11 protein-coding genes and 1 other RNA gene are annotated in these 15,375 nt (G+C 55.9%); 1 reads left to right on the top strand and 11 read right to left on the bottom strand.

From position 1 onward, the window contains the following. Positions 1 to 318 precede the first annotated feature (318 nt). The 11 genes from BCS36_RS06405 to BCS36_RS06355 all read right to left on the bottom strand — a co-directional run bounded on the left by BCS36_RS06405 (position 319) and on the right by BCS36_RS06355 (position 14,057). Positions 319 to 921 (bottom strand): TRIC cation channel family protein, encoded by a 603-nt coding sequence (locus tag BCS36_RS06405; RefSeq protein ID WP_291302074.1) that lies wholly within the window; start codon positions 919 to 921, stop codon positions 319 to 321. Positions 922 to 953: 32 nt separating this feature from the next. Then, positions 954 to 2,513 carry a ribonuclease Y gene (gene rny / locus BCS36_RS06400; protein WP_291302073.1) on the bottom strand — a complete coding sequence of 520 codons (1,560 nt, stop codon included), beginning with the start codon at positions 2,511 to 2,513 and terminating at the stop codon, positions 954 to 956. Positions 2,514 to 2,724: 211 nt separating this feature from the next. After that, positions 2,725 to 2,908: non-coding RNA, 6S RNA (gene ssrS, locus BCS36_RS06395), on the bottom strand. Between the two features lie 10 nt (positions 2,909 to 2,918). Further along, entirely contained in the window at positions 2,919 to 3,191 is a 273-nt protein-coding gene (locus BCS36_RS06390; protein WP_179981030.1) for a cell division protein ZapA, read from the bottom strand. Positions 3,192 to 3,197: 6 nt separating this feature from the next. Continuing rightward, positions 3,198 to 3,443, bottom strand: a complete 246-nt coding sequence (zapB, locus tag BCS36_RS06385; RefSeq protein WP_291302072.1) for a cell division protein ZapB — start codon at positions 3,441 to 3,443, stop codon at positions 3,198 to 3,200. A 256-nt stretch (positions 3,444 to 3,699) separates the two neighbouring features. Next, the gene (gene glmU / locus BCS36_RS06380; protein WP_291302071.1) at positions 3,700 to 5,055 is read right to left on the bottom strand and encodes a bifunctional UDP-N-acetylglucosamine diphosphorylase/glucosamine-1-phosphate N-acetyltransferase GlmU; all 1,356 of its coding nucleotides are present in this window, start codon (positions 5,053 to 5,055) and stop codon (positions 3,700 to 3,702) included. A 561-nt stretch (positions 5,056 to 5,616) separates the two neighbouring features. Then, on the bottom strand, positions 5,617 to 7,305 hold the full coding sequence (locus BCS36_RS06375) for a glycosyltransferase family 9 protein (RefSeq protein WP_291302070.1): 1,689 nt from the start codon (positions 7,303 to 7,305) through the stop codon (positions 5,617 to 5,619). A gap of 41 nt (positions 7,306 to 7,346) precedes the next feature. After that, a complete protein-coding gene (locus tag BCS36_RS06370) occupies positions 7,347 to 7,952 on the bottom strand; it encodes an O-methyltransferase (RefSeq protein ID WP_291302069.1) in 606 nt (201 codons plus the stop codon). Positions 7,953 to 8,001: 49 nt separating this feature from the next. Then, entirely contained in the window at positions 8,002 to 11,901 is a 3,900-nt protein-coding gene (locus tag BCS36_RS06365; RefSeq protein WP_291302068.1) for a glycosyltransferase, read from the bottom strand. Between the two features lie 933 nt (positions 11,902 to 12,834). Continuing rightward, positions 12,835 to 13,245, bottom strand: coding sequence for an OsmC family protein (locus tag BCS36_RS06360; RefSeq protein ID WP_291302067.1), 411 nt, complete (start codon positions 13,243 to 13,245; stop codon positions 12,835 to 12,837). Positions 13,246 to 13,475: 230 nt separating this feature from the next. Then, positions 13,476 to 14,057: a manganese efflux pump MntP family protein gene (locus BCS36_RS06355; protein WP_291302066.1), complete on the bottom strand. Its 582-nt coding sequence runs from the start codon at positions 14,055 to 14,057 to the stop codon at positions 13,476 to 13,478. Between the two features lie 259 nt (positions 14,058 to 14,316). Between BCS36_RS06355 and BCS36_RS06350 the strand changes: the two genes are divergently transcribed. Then, positions 14,317 to 15,375, top strand: a complete 1,059-nt coding sequence (locus tag BCS36_RS06350; RefSeq protein WP_291302065.1) for a hypothetical protein — start codon at positions 14,317 to 14,319, stop codon at positions 15,373 to 15,375.

Raw genomic sequence — 15,375 nt, 5'->3', positions numbered from 1 at the left:
AAAGTCATTATGCAGTTTTGTATGAGCGAGGGAGACTTATGCTCCCCTTTGCCCAGACTGTCAATCACTTATTTTCGCTTTGCTGAAATGATTTCGGCATCGCAACTAAAAGTCATTATTCAGTTTTATATGAGCGGGAGGAGACTTATGCACCTCTTTTCGTACCCCGTCAATCACTTTCTTTCGGTCCGGCGAAATTTCTTTCGCCTGCGTGCCGTTTCAAAGTCAGTGCCGTTGCGCGAACCGAGAAGATAGTGAAACTATACCAAAGAGTCAAGACTCATTTTGCTTTTTTTCGAGACTTTCTAAAATCGTGGCTTAAACTGCGCCAAAACCGCCCCTGCGCAAGCGCAAACCCCGTAGCACAAGTACCAGCCCGCACCCCGCCAGGACACACTGCCATGCAGGCATTTTGCCGTACATCAGGGTCGCCAGGGTCAGCATGGCACCCAGGGCCGCCGCAGTGGCGTAAAGATAGTCCTCAACCAACCGGGCCATGTCGCCCAGTGCCACGTCGCGCAGCAGGCCGCCTGCCAGGGCGGTCAGCACCCCAAGCACCAGACAGCCCGCCATGCCCAGCCCGGAATAAAAGCCCGCCACTGTGGCCACACCTGCGGCCAGCCCCAGGCCCAGGCTGTCCAGCCAGTAAAAACTCAACCACGAGCGTCGCCAGCGCCCGGCCAGAATACCGGCCAGTCCGCCCGCCACGGCCGCGGCCAGATAGTCGCCCCGGTTCAGGGCCAGCACCGGATGCCCAAGCAGTCCTTCACGCAGCAGCGGCGCGGCAAGGCCGACCAGACAGGCCAGCACCGCCGCGCCACTGAAATGCGCCCCGCCCGATCGCGCCCGGCAGGATGCGGCGGCGGCCAGCATAAAGCTGGCCGCCAGATCAAAAACATATAACAGAAGGCCTTGCGTCATAGCATATGACCTCTTCCCTTACTGAACCAAACCTATTTGGCAAGGCCCACGGCGCGCCGTTCACGGATGACCGTGACGCGGATCTGCCCGGGATATGTCAGATTTTTTTCAATCTTTTCGGCAATATCCTTGCACAAAACATAGGTTGTGTCGTCATCCACCTGATCGGAGTTGACCATAACGCGGATCTCGCGTCCGGCCTGGATGGCGTAGGCCTTGCTGACGCCCTCAAAACTGGTGGCGATGCCTTCAAGGTCTTCAAGGCGCTTCACGTAGTTTTCGAGCAGTTCCTTGCGCGCGCCGGGGCGTGCGCCGGAAATGGAATCCGCAGCCTGAACCAGTACGGCCAGAGCCGTGGATGGGCGCTGATCTTCGTGGTGGGCGGCGATGGCGTGGATTATCTCATGGCTTTCGTTGTACTTCTTGGCCAGATCCGCGCCAATGAGGGCATGGGGCCCCTCCACTTCATGGTCCACCGCCTTGCCGATGTCATGCAGCAGTCCGGCGCGCTTGGCTTTCTTTACATCCATGCCGAGTTCCGCCGCCATCATGCCGCACAGGGCGGACACTTCAAGCGAATGCTGCAGCACGTTTTGCGTAAAGGAAGTACGGTAGCGCAACTGACCGAAAAGACGCACGATTTCCGGGTGAATGCCGTGCACCCCGGCGTCAAAGGTGGCCTGCTCGCCCACTTCGCGCACCTGGGTGTCCAGTTCCTGCTCACATTTCTGCACAATGTCTTCAATGCGGGCGGGATGGATGCGGCCATCCTGGATAAGGCGCTCCAGAGCCATCTTGGCCACCTGACGGCGCAAGGGGCTGTAGGCGGAAAGAATGACGGTTTCCGGCGTGTCGTCAATGATGAGATCCACGCCAGTAGCGGCCTCAAGCGCGCGGATGTTGCGCCCTTCACGGCCGATGATGCGTCCCTTCATGTCTTCGCTGGGCAGGGTGACGGCGGTAACAGTCTGCTCGTTCACATAATCGCCAGCGTAGCGCTGAATGACGTTACAGAGAATTTCTTTGGCTTTGCGGTCGGCGGTTTCGCGGGCTTCCATCTCAATCTGACGGATCATCTTTGCAGATTCGTGCCGCGTCTTGGCCTCCACTTCCATAAAGAGCTGGGCTTTCGCTTCTTCAACGGTAAAGCCCGATATCTGCGCCAGGCGTTGTTCCTGCTCCTCTATACGGGTCTGCAGAAACATCTCGGATTCAGCAAGCTGCCGTTCCTTACGGGCCAGATCCTTTTCGGAGGCGAGCAGTTCATGCTCTTTGGCGGTGGCTTTTTCCAGTTTCTCTTCAAGGCGGCCGCCCATTTCTTCCAGCTTGCGCTCGCGGGTTTTGACTTCGCGCTCCCGCTCTTTGAACTCGTTTTCAAGTTCGCGCTTCTGGTTGAACAGGTCGTCCTGCCCCTGGAGCAGAATTTCTTTTTTCTGTGCCTGAGCCTCTTTGCGGGCTTCGGCCACAATACGCTTGGCCAGGTCATCGGCGTCGCCGATGCGTTTTGTGGTAGACCGCTTATACACCACCACGCCCAGTGCCGCCCCCAGCAGCACGGACGCAAGCAGCGCCACGATGAACAATGGGTCCATGAATCCAGCCTCTCTTTTATCAATACGGGACCAGTCCTAGAACCAGCCCGGCGAACACCGGCAGCCAATACTGGCCGCCGTAGCAATTGAGCCCAAAGGGCTGCTGTATCCTTGGCTGGACGCCGCAAACGCGGCAATAAGGATGGCGTTGCAAGAAGAAGTGACGGCCCCATAGCGGAAGCTGGAATTCCAAACTACTGCTGAAAGCGGCTTTTTCCCCAGAGAGCCGTGTCATGCTTGCGGTACAGAACCTGGATAACCAGGTCGGGAACCTGTATGCCCCCTTCAGGCGTCCCGGTCGTGGCCGGGCTTGCACACTGAGGACAGTGACGATTCCCTTTTATATACTTGTCAGGTTAGCACCGAGGCATAAATCACGCGCTCCCCAGGGAAACGCCCAGAGGTCTAATCAGACCCCTCTATCTTCGAAAGCATGGCCTCTACGCGCTCACGCGCGTCCGCCTGCTCTTTCTGCGATTGCAACAAATCATCCGCCAGTCCAAGGGCCATAAAGGTCAGCAGAATATCCTTGGTCTGCCCTCCGTGGAACCTCAGCTTCTGGTCAGCGAACCGTTCTTCAACAAGCCTTACAGCTTCATGAACACGGTCCATATCTGCACCAGGCTTAAAAGCGATGCTTAAGCCTAGAACGGTTAGGTTGATAGCGTCCTGATTCACAAAAACCTACTCTACGCTGTCGTGCTCCTGAATGTTGCGCAGTACGGCGTCAATGCGCGCCAGCGCCTGAGCCCGCAGCTGTTCTTCATTCTCCAGAGCTTCGCGCAGCCTGTGGTTTTCTTCTTCCAGAGCGGTCTTTTCCGCCCCCATAGCGGCAGACTCAGCGCTGATGCGCGCATTCTCCGCCTTAAGGCGGTCAAGCCTGGCTAAAAGAGCCGCAACTTGTGTTTCAAGCTGTCCCAGAAGTTCCATGGTTCATAGATAGCATCGCACCAGCGCCTTGGCAAGAATGGATGCGCTAAATTCGAAAAAAACCCGCGCCACGCATGGCTTGGCGGCGTAGCCCCTCTTTATGCGCCATGGCAGCGGGTTTGCGGCAATTCCGTTACAAACGGGTGCGGCTCAGGATAAAAAATCCGGGCGCTGAAGAACCCACGCTTCGCCCTGCGCTGCCCGCACACAGCACAAGCCAGGGCTCATGCCCCGTGCAGACGCCCCAGGATGCGCTTCAGCTTTTTCTGCGTGGCAGATTTTTCTGCTTTGCCCTGGCAATGCCAAGTTCACCGGCAGGCACGTCCACGGTGATGACCGACCCTGCCCCCACAAGCGCATCGTCGCCTACGCTCACCGGGGCCACCAGGGCGGTATTGCTGCCAATGAAGGCGCGCTGGCCTATCTTGGTGACATGCTTGTTTTTGCCGTCATAATTGCAGGTGATGGTGCCCGCGCCGATATTGCTGCCCGCGCCGATATCCGCATCGCCAAGATAACTCAGGTGGTTGGCTTTGGCCCCCCGCCCCAGGCGCGCCTTTTTCAGCTCGACAAAATTGCCCACATGCGACTGGGACTCAAGCACAGCGCCCGGGCGCAGCCGTGCATAGGGCCCCACAAGGGCGTCGTCGCCCACATGGGCGCCTTCAAGGTGCGAAAAAGAGCGTATCTGCGCCCCGTTGCTGACGACGCTGTCGCGGATCACGCAGTGCGAGGCCACCGAAGCGCCGCGCAGGATGCGCGAACGCCCGTAAATTTCGCAAGGGCCGGTAAGCTCCGCTCCGGGCTCCACCTCGGCCAGAAGCCCCACACGCACACTGGAGGCCGCGTGAATGATGACGCCCGAGGCAAGCAGATCACGCACCCGGCGCTCGCGCAGGGTTTCTTCCATCCGCTCCAGTTCCTGGGGCGAGTTCACCCCCATGAGACCGTCATCACGTCCGCAGCGCACGCCGAGGACATTGTATTTTTCCGCCACAGCCAGACCGACCAGATCGGTGATATAATATTCGCCGCTCTTGTTGGCATTGCCGATACGGGGCAGCAGGCTTTCCACCGCGTCCAGCGCGCAGTAGTACATGCCCGCGTTGACTTCATTGGTTGGCGGCCCGTACAGCGCGGGATCATAGTCCTTGGCCTCCACAATGGCGCGCACCTCGTCGCCCTGCCGCACCACACGGCCATAAGCCCCGGGGTTGTTCAGTTCGATGGTGGCGAAGGCCAGGTCAGCGCCCACGGCTTCGGCCAGAAACTGGCGCACGAGCGATTCCGAGAGCAGGGGCGCATCGCCGTTGACCACCAGCAGGTGGGTGCAGCCCGCCGCGACCAGCGCGGGCAGAGCCTGTATAAGAGCATGCCCGGTGCCGAGCTGCTGTTTTTGAAGCACAAAGGATGCGTCCGGAAAGGCGGCTTGCACCATTTCGGCCTTGTGGCCTGTCACAATCCAGACGTCCTCGGCAAATACGGGCCGCAAGGCTGCAAGCACACTGGCCAGCATGGGCTCGCCCAGCATGGTCTGCAAAACCTTCGGCTTGTCGGAATGCATGCGGGTGCCCTTGCCTGCCGCCAGAATGAGTGCCGCGTTTTTTGGCATTACTGTCTCCTTATCTCCACGTAAAAACGGAAAACTTCACGCAGGGCAATAGCCTCTTGCGTGAAAAACGGCAAGGGGCATGCCCCTGCTGCTCCTGCAGCCGAGCGGACAGTTCATAATCTCCCGCATACTGCCGAAATAGCGCGAGAAAAAGATAAAATGGCAGACAATATTTCGGGCATGCAATAGAAATGAATACACTACAGTAGTAGTGCTTCATGCCGCTTTTTCTGAAGGAACTGCGCATGCAGTCCCTCAACACGTCTACATGCCCTCATGCGGCTGCTATTCGCACATATCGCGCCATCGCCAGACGAAGCAATATCAGGATAAAACTTTAACCTAATAAGCAACTGTCAAGATGCCGCGGAAGAGAATGTCTACGCACCTGCTCGCCCGTGGCAGCGCAGGCAACGCCAGGTAAAGAGACACTGGCAGACTATCATTTTTTGGCGTGCCACCTTATGAGCATACCGATGTTATTACCACTATTCGTATAGGCAAATATACCCAGTACACGCCAATACAGAAAACAGATTTGCCCGCGATCAGCCTGTTTCGTTATTCTTCCGTAGGCCTCGCCGAAAAAGGTACTATCGGTTCGTGCCCGCAAATGGCCACAATATTGGGTGAAAGGATTTCCGGAGGTTCACATTGCCCAAAAACACGGTACATGGCGCGCAGTTGCTCAAAACTGGCTGGCTCTTCATTATCCGCAAAACTGGAAGCAACATGAACATGCGAAAATCCACAGATTTTTGCGAGTGAACTCAAGCTTCTTTCTGTATATGCAACAATATGTGAAAAATCGCCAAACTGTATTCTATTGTTAAAAGGATTTGCCACATTGGGCACCTGCAAAAAAAGCCGCCCTGAAGGTGTGATTTTTTGTGCTGCGAGAGACAAAAATTCAAAGGCCTCTTCTCTCGTAAGGTGTTCCAGAAAATCAAGAGCGGCAATGAGTTCAAAACTTGCACTACTGTTTCGCAGGTGCTGGAGCGCGTCTTCATAAAGCGAAGTGATGCCCAGTGCCGATTTTTGCAGAGCAATCAGCCGTGGTGAAAGATCAACCCCGTATACTTTAGCAAAACCATGCCGCTGCAAAAAATACAAAAACATGCCGGAGCCAGAACCACAATCCAATGCGAGCCCATTTTTATTTACAGGAAGATAACTGGCATAGATTGAGTCATAATATAATGAATCTTCTTTTATTCTTCTGCTATTGTTTGTTTTCAGATAATGCTTTTCATAGCCTTCATAGTACTTTTTCAACATGTCTTTACGTGTCAGACCCTGTTCAGAAGCTGCAGCGTCAGAAACAACACTGCGAGGAGGAGCGGACACCGTGCATTCCGGAGTTTCAAATATAGCCTTCAACACCATCTCCGGCGTTAACTCCTGCATGCAGACCACCTTGGAGCACTCTTCCCATTGCGGGGTGAACTGACATGGGGCGCAATGAGCGGGAGAAGAAATAACCTGCACGCACGGGCCAAGTGGACGATTTTTTACAACCGAAGTAGATCCAAACAGCACATATGTTTTTGTTCCAACTGCGCCGCTGATGTGTGCCGGGCCTGAATCATTGCCCACGAAAAAAGCCGCTTTTTTTATCACGCCAGCCAACTGCGGAAGACGGAGCTGGCCCATCAAATTGAAATGTGCAGGCCATCCGGAGGCATCAAACATTTCCGCTTCGGCCCTGCCTCCAACCAAAACAATGGCATATCCCCTCTTTGCCAGCACCCAGGCGAGCTCCTTAAAATACGGCCAGCGCTTTCTTTGCCATGCTCCCTGCTTTGAAGTATCTGCAAGCACGACGGCCTTCTGCGAGGCTGGCCACGGCACGGAGACATCTTCCACGTTGCACCAGGGCCCCGGAGGGGTTCCCCGAAAGCCAAAAATTTCCGGGATTTTCATGTGCATCAGAGATTCATGCTGTATATCCACGGCATCATAGTGAATAGCCGTCATATAGCCCTTGGTGGCCTGCATGATGGGATCAAGCCAGGCCGTGAGCAAAGAAAAGGGCACATTGGCTATGAAAGTATGATCAAAAACCATGCTGGCGGGGATGTTTTCCAGATAATGGATCCCCATGCCCGACAATAGTTCCGGGCAAGCCCGATTGCCCGCAATGAAAATTTCCGCCTGAGGCTGCACCTGTTGCAGGGCTGCAAGGGCGGGCGTCATCATTACAATGTTGCCGATTCCCGTATCGTTATGAACTATAATCAGTATTTTCATTATGGCCCCTGAATTACTGCCGTATCTGAAGCGCTGTTTGCCTAGATCAGGCCAGTACGCCACGCATTGAAAGGCTTTATGGCGCATGACCGAAGATTGCCAGGCAGATGTCCGATGCCCAGTTCGGAAACAATACGGGGCACGCCTCCGTCTTCCTTGCCATCGGGATGTACATAATCGGCATCATCAAAAACTGCCGCCGCAGCCGGACGCTGCTTCAAAAAAGGCTCCACCTTGTAATATTCGCCCGCCGCATATTCATAACTGTGGTTTCCATCAATATACACAAAATCCAGGGCAGGCACGCCAGGCAGAAGAATATCCAGCGCCTCGAGCGAGTCCCCCAAAATGAACCTTATGTTTTTGACGCCCAAGTACTTGGCCAGTTCTTTCGCGTCTCTTTCTTCTTCTTTTGAAATATTGATGGTAAACAGAGTGCCTTTTATTGCAGTTGCCATAAAGCAGGCTGAAAGCCCCCTGAACGTGCCAATTTCTATTGCATCCTGAACATTATTCATTTTAATCAGCCAATGGAAAAAGCATAGAGTATCCAGCGGCGAACTTCTTTTTTGCAGCAACTCAAACACATCTTCCCGGATTTTGAACAGCTTTTTAAATATGGCATCTAGGGGATATTCTGGATTCATAATATGTTTTTCTCCATGTTGAGCGCAAAGCTGCCTACAGCAAAACACCTCACGCTGATAGCAGAAATTCCGGCACAGGCACCCATTCTGTTTCTGAATGCATCAAAAAATAAAACGCAGGATGCCAACGCGGCGTACCGCCGTTGGGGAGCAGATGCGCCAATGGGATATTCAGTTTGGCCAGCGCGTAAGAAAAACTGAGTTGGTCACGTTTACTGCGGGATTCAAGCTCTGACCACCAAAGAGAAAAGAAAGGCCGAGTTTGCGGATGGCGGGGGTTCAGCAGTATTGTGCCGGTTTCAGTCAAGCCGTAGTGCGGCGGTATGCCCTCTGCCCTGTACGCCGCAATTTGCCTGCGGATCACTTCCGGATCGTCCTTGCGGGCATCAATGCAGGCCAGAGCCTCATCGTACAGGCAATCTCGAAAAGGATGCGGCACGGTATACAGCGGCAACTGTCCGCTGCAGGAAGCTATTATTGGTGAAAGATCATCCGCGATAATGATATTGGCATCCAGCCACAACACCCATTGGACTTCAGGAAAAAGTTCCGGCAAATGCAGCTTGACCCATCGAGCTTTGCGCGTGGGGTCGGCATTCTCGAACGGGAAGGGCCGCACCTCCCAAATACCATAAGATTCCACGGGAGTATCGGCATAACAGACGTAGCGCCAACCGTCGTTCAGAAAGGCTGGGGGCAAAAGCCGCTCATACCCGCCCGCAATGGCGGTGCATACGACAACATTCCCGGCAGGAGCAGCATGGAACGCGGCCAGCCGTTCCGGCGTAAGGCGGCTGTAGTCCACGTTTGAGCGGCAGGGCTTACGGCCCTCCCCGCGACCAAACGCCAGATAATGCTCAAGTGGGTCCATGCCGCTGGCGCCAACGTCCGGATAAAGGGCAAGGTAGTCTTCAACGCAAAAGTCTTCCGGGCCGGTCTGGCCGTGATTCCGCTTCAACGGCAAGGCATTTCCCGACGTATCCGGCGCACTGACGCACAGCGACCAGCCTGCTCCCGCAGCCATAAGATTTTCATTAAAGGGCGCAAGGCGGTCGGCCCAGCGAGCTGTAAAAGCCTTGTCGCCAGGCCAGGTACTGCATGTGCGCGCCTTTCTGTCATCAAGCTGCGTAAATTCCGCAAAGGGCCACCATACGGTGCGTTGCCCTTTTTCGCCAAGTCGCAGGCAATAATCCGGCAAAGAAGCATGCTGCAGTGAGGCATCAAGGCCCCCCATGCCAGTAAGCGTTTCAACGCGCGTAAAAAGACACATATCATCCAGGGCGTCCACGGTTCTGGCCAATTTACCCCAGTTGAACCAACCCGGTTCATTGCAGGAAAGCCCCTGAAGCACCGCGCCAAGCTTGCCGCTTGCATCCGTGAGATAGCCGCCGTGCAACATGTTTCCGTTCCGGCGCAACACCTTGCCCCCCACGGCCCCCACACCGTCCCGCCAGAGGCACGAGACCATTTCTTCAAGCCAGTCTTCAGTCAGAGGAGCAATACCCCCGGCAAGAAAACCCAGAACCTGGCCGCATGCCAGCTCTACCCCCCCCATGAGCCGTTCTGGCGGTGACAGTTCCGCAGCATAGGGCAGCAGCCGGACATTTTTATGAAGAGCGGCAAACCGTCGTGCCGCTGCAATATGCCCTTCGCCCACGGCCTCGTTGCACAGCAGGAGTATTTCGTATTTCGTATATGCGGTTTTTGCCGTCAAAGCAGGCAAACATTCTTTCAGTAGAGAAAGATTATCTCCCACATCACAGAGCAGGCTCACCAGGGGGCGTTTTTCAGGCAGTGGAAATTTCACGCGCAAAAATTGTGAATTGGGCAATATGCACGACTCGGCGCCAGGAGAAAAAGCGTCCAGACGCTCTTGAACCGCTCTGCGCGCGCTGTCCACAGCCTCGCTCTTTACCCCCACATCCAAAGCCGTGCTGCCCGCATGCGCGCGCCAGTGGTAGAGTACTCGCGGGATATGTACAAGATCCCTGGCATCTGCCCCCGCAATGTAGCGCAACAGCATGTCAAAATCTTGCGATCCGCGAAATCCCTCGCGAAAGCCGCCGATCTGCCGCATCCGGTCCGTGCGGTATACGCCAAGGTGGCTGACATAGTTCTGCCCGTGCAGCAGTTCCCAATCCCACTTGCCGTTCTTGAAATAGGGGTAAAAGACATACCCTTCGTCATGAATCTTGTCTTCATCCGAGTAAAACAGCAGGCCGTCCGGGTGTTTTGCAATGGTTTCTGCCACCACGCGCAGCGCATCGGGAGTAAGCAGGTCATCCTGATCCATCAACACCGCATACGGGTAACGCGCCATTTCCAGCGCCGTATTGGTAGCGGCGGCGATGTGGCCATTCTTCTCCCGCCAGACGACGCGTATCCTTGAGTCCTTCCTGGCATAGCGGTCGAGAATAACCTTGATGACAGGATTGGTGGAGGCATCGTCTGCAGCGCAAAGTTCCCAATGCGGGCAATCCTGCGCCATAAGGGATTCCAGCGCCGCGACGAGATGTTCCACCTCGGGATTATACACCGGCATAAGCACAGAAAAACCTATGTCGCCGCTACTCGGGACTGCTAGCGCAGACTCCGCCTCGCGCCGGGGAAGGTCCACAACGCGCCGCCACAAGGTGTAGGCCCAGTTTGCGTGAGGATGGAGGATAAACTGGCTGGCTACCTTCCAGAAGTCTTCGAGGAAGGGTTGATACACTTGTGTCTTAAACCGCTCTGCTCCGGCAAGCCAGGCCACATATTGATCCGCCAGCTCATCAAGGCCCATCTTGGGGCACCACTTGCTCACAGTTTCTGCCGAGGACACGTATTCTTCAAAAGGCTTGCAAAATGACGTCAAAAGGCCAAGCGCGCTTGTAACGGCTTTTTGATCGTGCGCCGCGCACGCGGCTTTATAGAGGTTCATGGCTCCGTCTGCCGAGGGGTAGAGCTTGAACCTGGCGAGCTCCATATCCATCTGACCGGGCTTTTTTTCATTGTCTGCGGCCAGAAGACGCCATCCATTCTCCCAAAAGGGATGGCGCGCGAGAAGCTCCGTCAGTTCCTCGCGCGAGGACTTGGCGGCTATTTTGTCCAGATGCCCGCATTCTTCTGGAGGCAGCGTTCCCTGCAACGTCTGCCACTCCCCCAAGCGCAAAGCCATGCCGTCGTTTTTTAAATGCAGGTGCCAATCTGGAACCAGCGAGGGCAGCCTGCGTGATGCGAAATACTCGAAGTTCTCGTCCTCATGCTGGTGCCTGCCCGACGTCTGGCTTGTGTGATGAACGACCCTGGCCTCCGGGTTCACAGTCAGGCGGTAGCCTTTGCCTATAAGCCGGGCACAGAGATCCGCATCTTCGAATCCGTTGACGTAGTTTTCGTCAAACATGCCTGTTTCCATAAAGAGCGCCCGGCGCATCACCATGCAGGCAGCGGTAATGATCTGAAAAAAGCGGCGTTTTTTCGCCAGGGGGCACTCCGCCGAGATGCCCTCGTAAAGGTGGCCAACCTTCATGAGGGGAGAAACAAACACCCCCAGATGCTGTACCGTGAAGCCAAATGGTTCAGATTCAGGATACAGCAAAAGTGGGCCAGTGGCGGCAAGGTCGGGCCATTGCGAAAAATCGTCGATGAGCGGCTGATACCAACCAGGAAGGGGAACGGTATCGTTATTGAGAAAAATGAGAAATTCCCCTGCAGCCAGTTGTGCGCCGAGGTTGGAGGCAGGCCCGAAATTACGGTTCTCAGGGCAGCGATGATAGCGAAAAAACTTGCCAAAAAGCCGTTCGCCCAAAAAAGGGCACGCTTCAGGCGTTGCATCTGAAGAAGCATTGTCAACCACAATAACTTCCACGGCCTTGCCCGCCGTGGTGGCAGCCAGAGCCTTGAGGCAGGCGCGCGTCAATTCCCACTGATTGAAAACAGGAATAATGACAGAGGATTCAATTTCAGACATCCGGCCTCCAGAGGAATCGCGAGTGGATAAAGCTGCACCTGCAAAAGTGAGCCGTCGGTGGAGCAAGACTGCCCCTTTGATATATTGCATACTCCATCATCAGAAGTCCATACGGGGAGATACGCCCATTCCTGATCTCATATCGCGCCTGACAGGAGCTTTGAAAGGGTCGCTCCGGCTCAAACTGCCATTTTTCATGCCAGGGCAGTGCAAAGACATAACGATTGGCGCTGATAAGCCACCACAACAATACCCACGCACAACAGAACAGGACTTTTTCGCCTCTTGAGAAAAAACAGTCTTCTGCGCGCCTGTTGCTGCTCTCTTCTTGACGCATGCGTTTGCCATTCCGGCTTGCTCGTGGGAATTGGGGCCCCATATACGCAAGTCCGGAAAAAGTTTTCCGTAACGTTGGCTCCATAAAGCGGGATTGCGCTGCTGACGGCAGTGGCAGGATCCCATAACAATAGAGCATGCAACGCTTGAAATGCGCGCGTACGGCAGGCACAAGCCTGCCGGCTCGCATTCCGTGGCAAGGACTTTCCTGAAAATCCTTGCAGATCAGTTAACTCCTTTCATTCGTTAACTGCTTCGGACAGTGCCGTCACGAGATGAATTTCCAGTCATATCAAGGAGAATGAGCCTGTTATGCAGGGAGTGTACGTGGTGGTACCAGGCCGGAATAAAAGGCGAAGTTCGACGCAGAAATAACTGGAAGGGCGCTCGTGACGACACTGCCTGGCCCTCTCAAGCATTGCGGCGGCCTCCCGCCTGGGAAGCCGCCGCAATGCACATACCAGGCGGACAAAAAAACCTGCCTTCCGCCACAGGCCATTTGCGCCAACAAAATTGCTTTCGCGCAGCCGTGTTTCCATATCAGGGTCAATGGAAACAGTCGCGCCGACATACAGCCGTTTTGCCGTGCTGCGCGCCTTAATCCTGCCAGATAAAGGTAAAAATCTGCTCTACTTCGGGGTGCAGCGTCAGATGCACGGGGCAGGACGCGGTGCAGCGTTCAATGATGGTTTTTTCCTTGGCGGAGTAAGCGCGCGGAGGCATCTTGAACACAACCTCAATCTTGCCGATGCGGCGCGGGTCAGCACTCATCGTCTTGGTGATTTCCACTTCCGTGCCGGTCACGTCCACCCCGTGGGTTTTGCCGTACATGCCTATAATGGTCATGGCGCAGGTTCCGAGGGCCGTGGCGCAAAGGTCTGTGGGCGAAAAGGCCTCTCCCTTGCCCTGGTTGTCGCTGGGGGCATCGGTAAGAATTCTGGCTCCGCTCTGGTTATGCACGCATTCCATACGCAGGTCGCCAAGATATTTGGCGCTGATAGTAGCCATGAATACTCCTTTTTCCGCGCGGCTTCGCGGGCCGGCATAGTGCGCTTGCAAGCACGGCGGACAGGTCTGGTTGAGGTTATGGAAGTACTGATTAAAGAGCTTCCAGGAAACAAGCAGTTATTTTGTTTGGCAAGGCGCTATCTTTTTTTGAAGCAGGAGTGGACTCTTCCGTCCTCGACTGTTTCAAAAAAGTGAAACAACGCCGCCAAACGAAATAAATCAGCGTTTCCTTAAAAAACCTGATGCTCTCGCAGGATGTTGCAGGCAATGGCGAGCAGCGTCAAGCCTCCCGCCAGCTCCGCCCACCCATTGAACGCGCAGAGATTGGCCAACGTTTTGCCAATACGCACCCCCCCAGCCGTGATGCCCGCGCAGATAATCCCTATCAGCGCGGCTTCGCCCCAGATGGGCGTTCCAAGAATAGCCAGCGACAGCCCCACTGCCAGGGCGTCAATACTGGTGGCGACGCTCAGCACCAAAAGATTGCTGCCAGCTGTGGGGTCCACGGCGGGACAGGCGCAGGACTCCCGATGCCTGAGAGCGCGCAGTCCTGACAGGGCCATCTTGCCGCCTATCCAGGCCAGCAGGACAAACGCTATCCAATGGTCCCAGGCTTCCATATATTCCCGTATGGACACGCCGAGGTACCAGCCGATAACGGGCATGGCGAACTGAAAAAAACCAAAGGCGGCTGAAAGGCGCACATAATGGCGCGGGCTGGGCTTTTGCAGGGCGCAGCCAGAGACTACGGCAACGGCAAAAGCATCCATGGACAGGGCAACGGCAAGCAGAAATACGGCGAAAAACGTCATGGATTGCGTCTCGTGCGTGGGCAGGCCACGTATCAGGGTTATGGTTTGTCGGGTTCGGCACTATAAACCATGCCTTGCCGACGAACAAGCGTACCTGTGCTGTGATACAAAATCAGAATGACTGAAGTGTCACAGCGCCGATAAAATTCCGCGAAAGCCTGCCTGACAGCCACACACCGTGAGGCCCCGCCCACATTTTTTCGAGCCGCCAGCCCTGTGGGCATCTTGCTACGTTGGGCGTCACGGGCTACAAGACGGCATGCAAAACATACCTGAAGGGCTTTTTTACTGGCAATGGGCCTCCAATATACTGAACATCGGCATGAGCGCCGCTGCCGCCTTGCCGGTCATTATGGCTTTGACCCTGCTGGCAGGAAGACGCGGCAATGCCCGCCTCTGCATTTTAGGAACACAGCGGCTCACACGGCTGGCCTTGGGGCTCGGCCTGCTCGGCCCGCTGCTGACCGCCGCCGACCTGGCAGCCACGCTCATAAGCCTGGGCGGTTCGTCCAGCCTCCTGAACAGCCTTTCCCTGTGGGACGACGCGGTGCTGCCCTACACCACCACGGTGCTGGCCTGGATTGGCGGCCTGTGCTGCCTGTGGATTGTGGCCTATCTGGATGGTCGCTCTCCCCTTGCCGCGGGGCTGCCTGACGAAGATATGCCTGCGGCGAAAAACAGCGCGGGCACAGCCTCCAAAGGCCGATCAACCTGCAAGGCGCGCCGCGCCCCGGCCCCTGTGGAAGGTTCCGGCAAAAGCGACCAGCTGGCGGGCGAAGCCATGCGCGGCAGGCTGTGCCTGTACCTGATGGCCGCCATCTGCTTTTTTTGCGCGCAGGTTCTGCCCAACTGGTCTTTCTCCGGGCCGCCGCAGGGTATGGAATGGGGCCGCATGGTTTCTGCCGTGCTTGGCGCGGCCACGCACAATTACTTCACCTGCTTTGCCCCTGCGGGCGCCTTTGCCCTGCTGACCCTGTCCTTCTTCCACCGGAAGGGCGCACCTTTTCCCGCCGTTGTTGACCTTGAAAAGGCAGTCCGCTGGTGCGCCCTGTGGGCCCTGATAGGATACATACCCCGCTGCATTGACAGATGGGGCCTGTTCATCGGATTTTCATTCAGCGGCCAGAGTCTGCCGGACTGGCTCACGCCGCAGGTTGCCGGCCTCGTGCCCCTGACGCTGGCTGTGATCTGCTGGGCCATACTGTTTACCGCGCGCTCCCGGCTGCGGATGCTGTGGCTCAACTGGCTGGCCCTGGCGCTGCTGGTTGTGCGCCAGAGCCTGCCCTTCATCATGTACCTGCTGCGAAGCGCGTCCTGA

This window comes from Desulfovibrio sp. MES5 (genome assembly GCF_002237645.1).
GTDB lineage: Bacteria > Desulfobacterota > Desulfovibrionia > Desulfovibrionales > Desulfovibrionaceae > Desulfovibrio.
Note: the sequence above shows the minus strand (reverse complement) of the source record. Positions and strands in the feature narration are given on the sequence as shown.

Bases quoted from the DNA above. Each gene is read 5' to 3' on its own strand.
- BCS36_RS06405 (WP_291302074.1), bottom strand. From the start codon at position 921: ATGACGCAAGGCCTTCTGTTATATGTTTTTGATCTGGCGGCCAGCTTT.
- rny (WP_291302073.1), bottom strand. From the start codon at position 2,513: ATGGACCCATTGTTCATCGTGGCGCTGCTTGCGTCCGTGCTGCTGGGG.
- zapB (WP_291302072.1), bottom strand. From the start codon at position 3,443: ATGGAACTTCTGGGACAGCTTGAAACACAAGTTGCGGCTCTTTTAGCC.
- glmU (WP_291302071.1), bottom strand. From the start codon at position 5,055: ATGCCAAAAAACGCGGCACTCATTCTGGCGGCAGGCAAGGGCACCCGC.
- BCS36_RS06375 (WP_291302070.1), bottom strand. From the start codon at position 7,305: ATGAAAATACTGATTATAGTTCATAACGATACGGGAATCGGCAACATT.
- BCS36_RS06370 (WP_291302069.1), bottom strand. From the start codon at position 7,952: ATGAATCCAGAATATCCCCTAGATGCCATATTTAAAAAGCTGTTCAAA.
- BCS36_RS06365 (WP_291302068.1), bottom strand. From the start codon at position 11,901: ATGTCTGAAATTGAATCCTCTGTCATTATTCCTGTTTTCAATCAGTGG.
- BCS36_RS06360 (WP_291302067.1), bottom strand. From the start codon at position 13,245: ATGGCTACTATCAGCGCCAAATATCTTGGCGACCTGCGTATGGAATGC.
- BCS36_RS06355 (WP_291302066.1), bottom strand. From the start codon at position 14,057: ATGACGTTTTTCGCCGTATTTCTGCTTGCCGTTGCCCTGTCCATGGAT.
- BCS36_RS06350 (WP_291302065.1), top strand. From the start codon at position 14,317: ATGCAAAACATACCTGAAGGGCTTTTTTACTGGCAATGGGCCTCCAAT.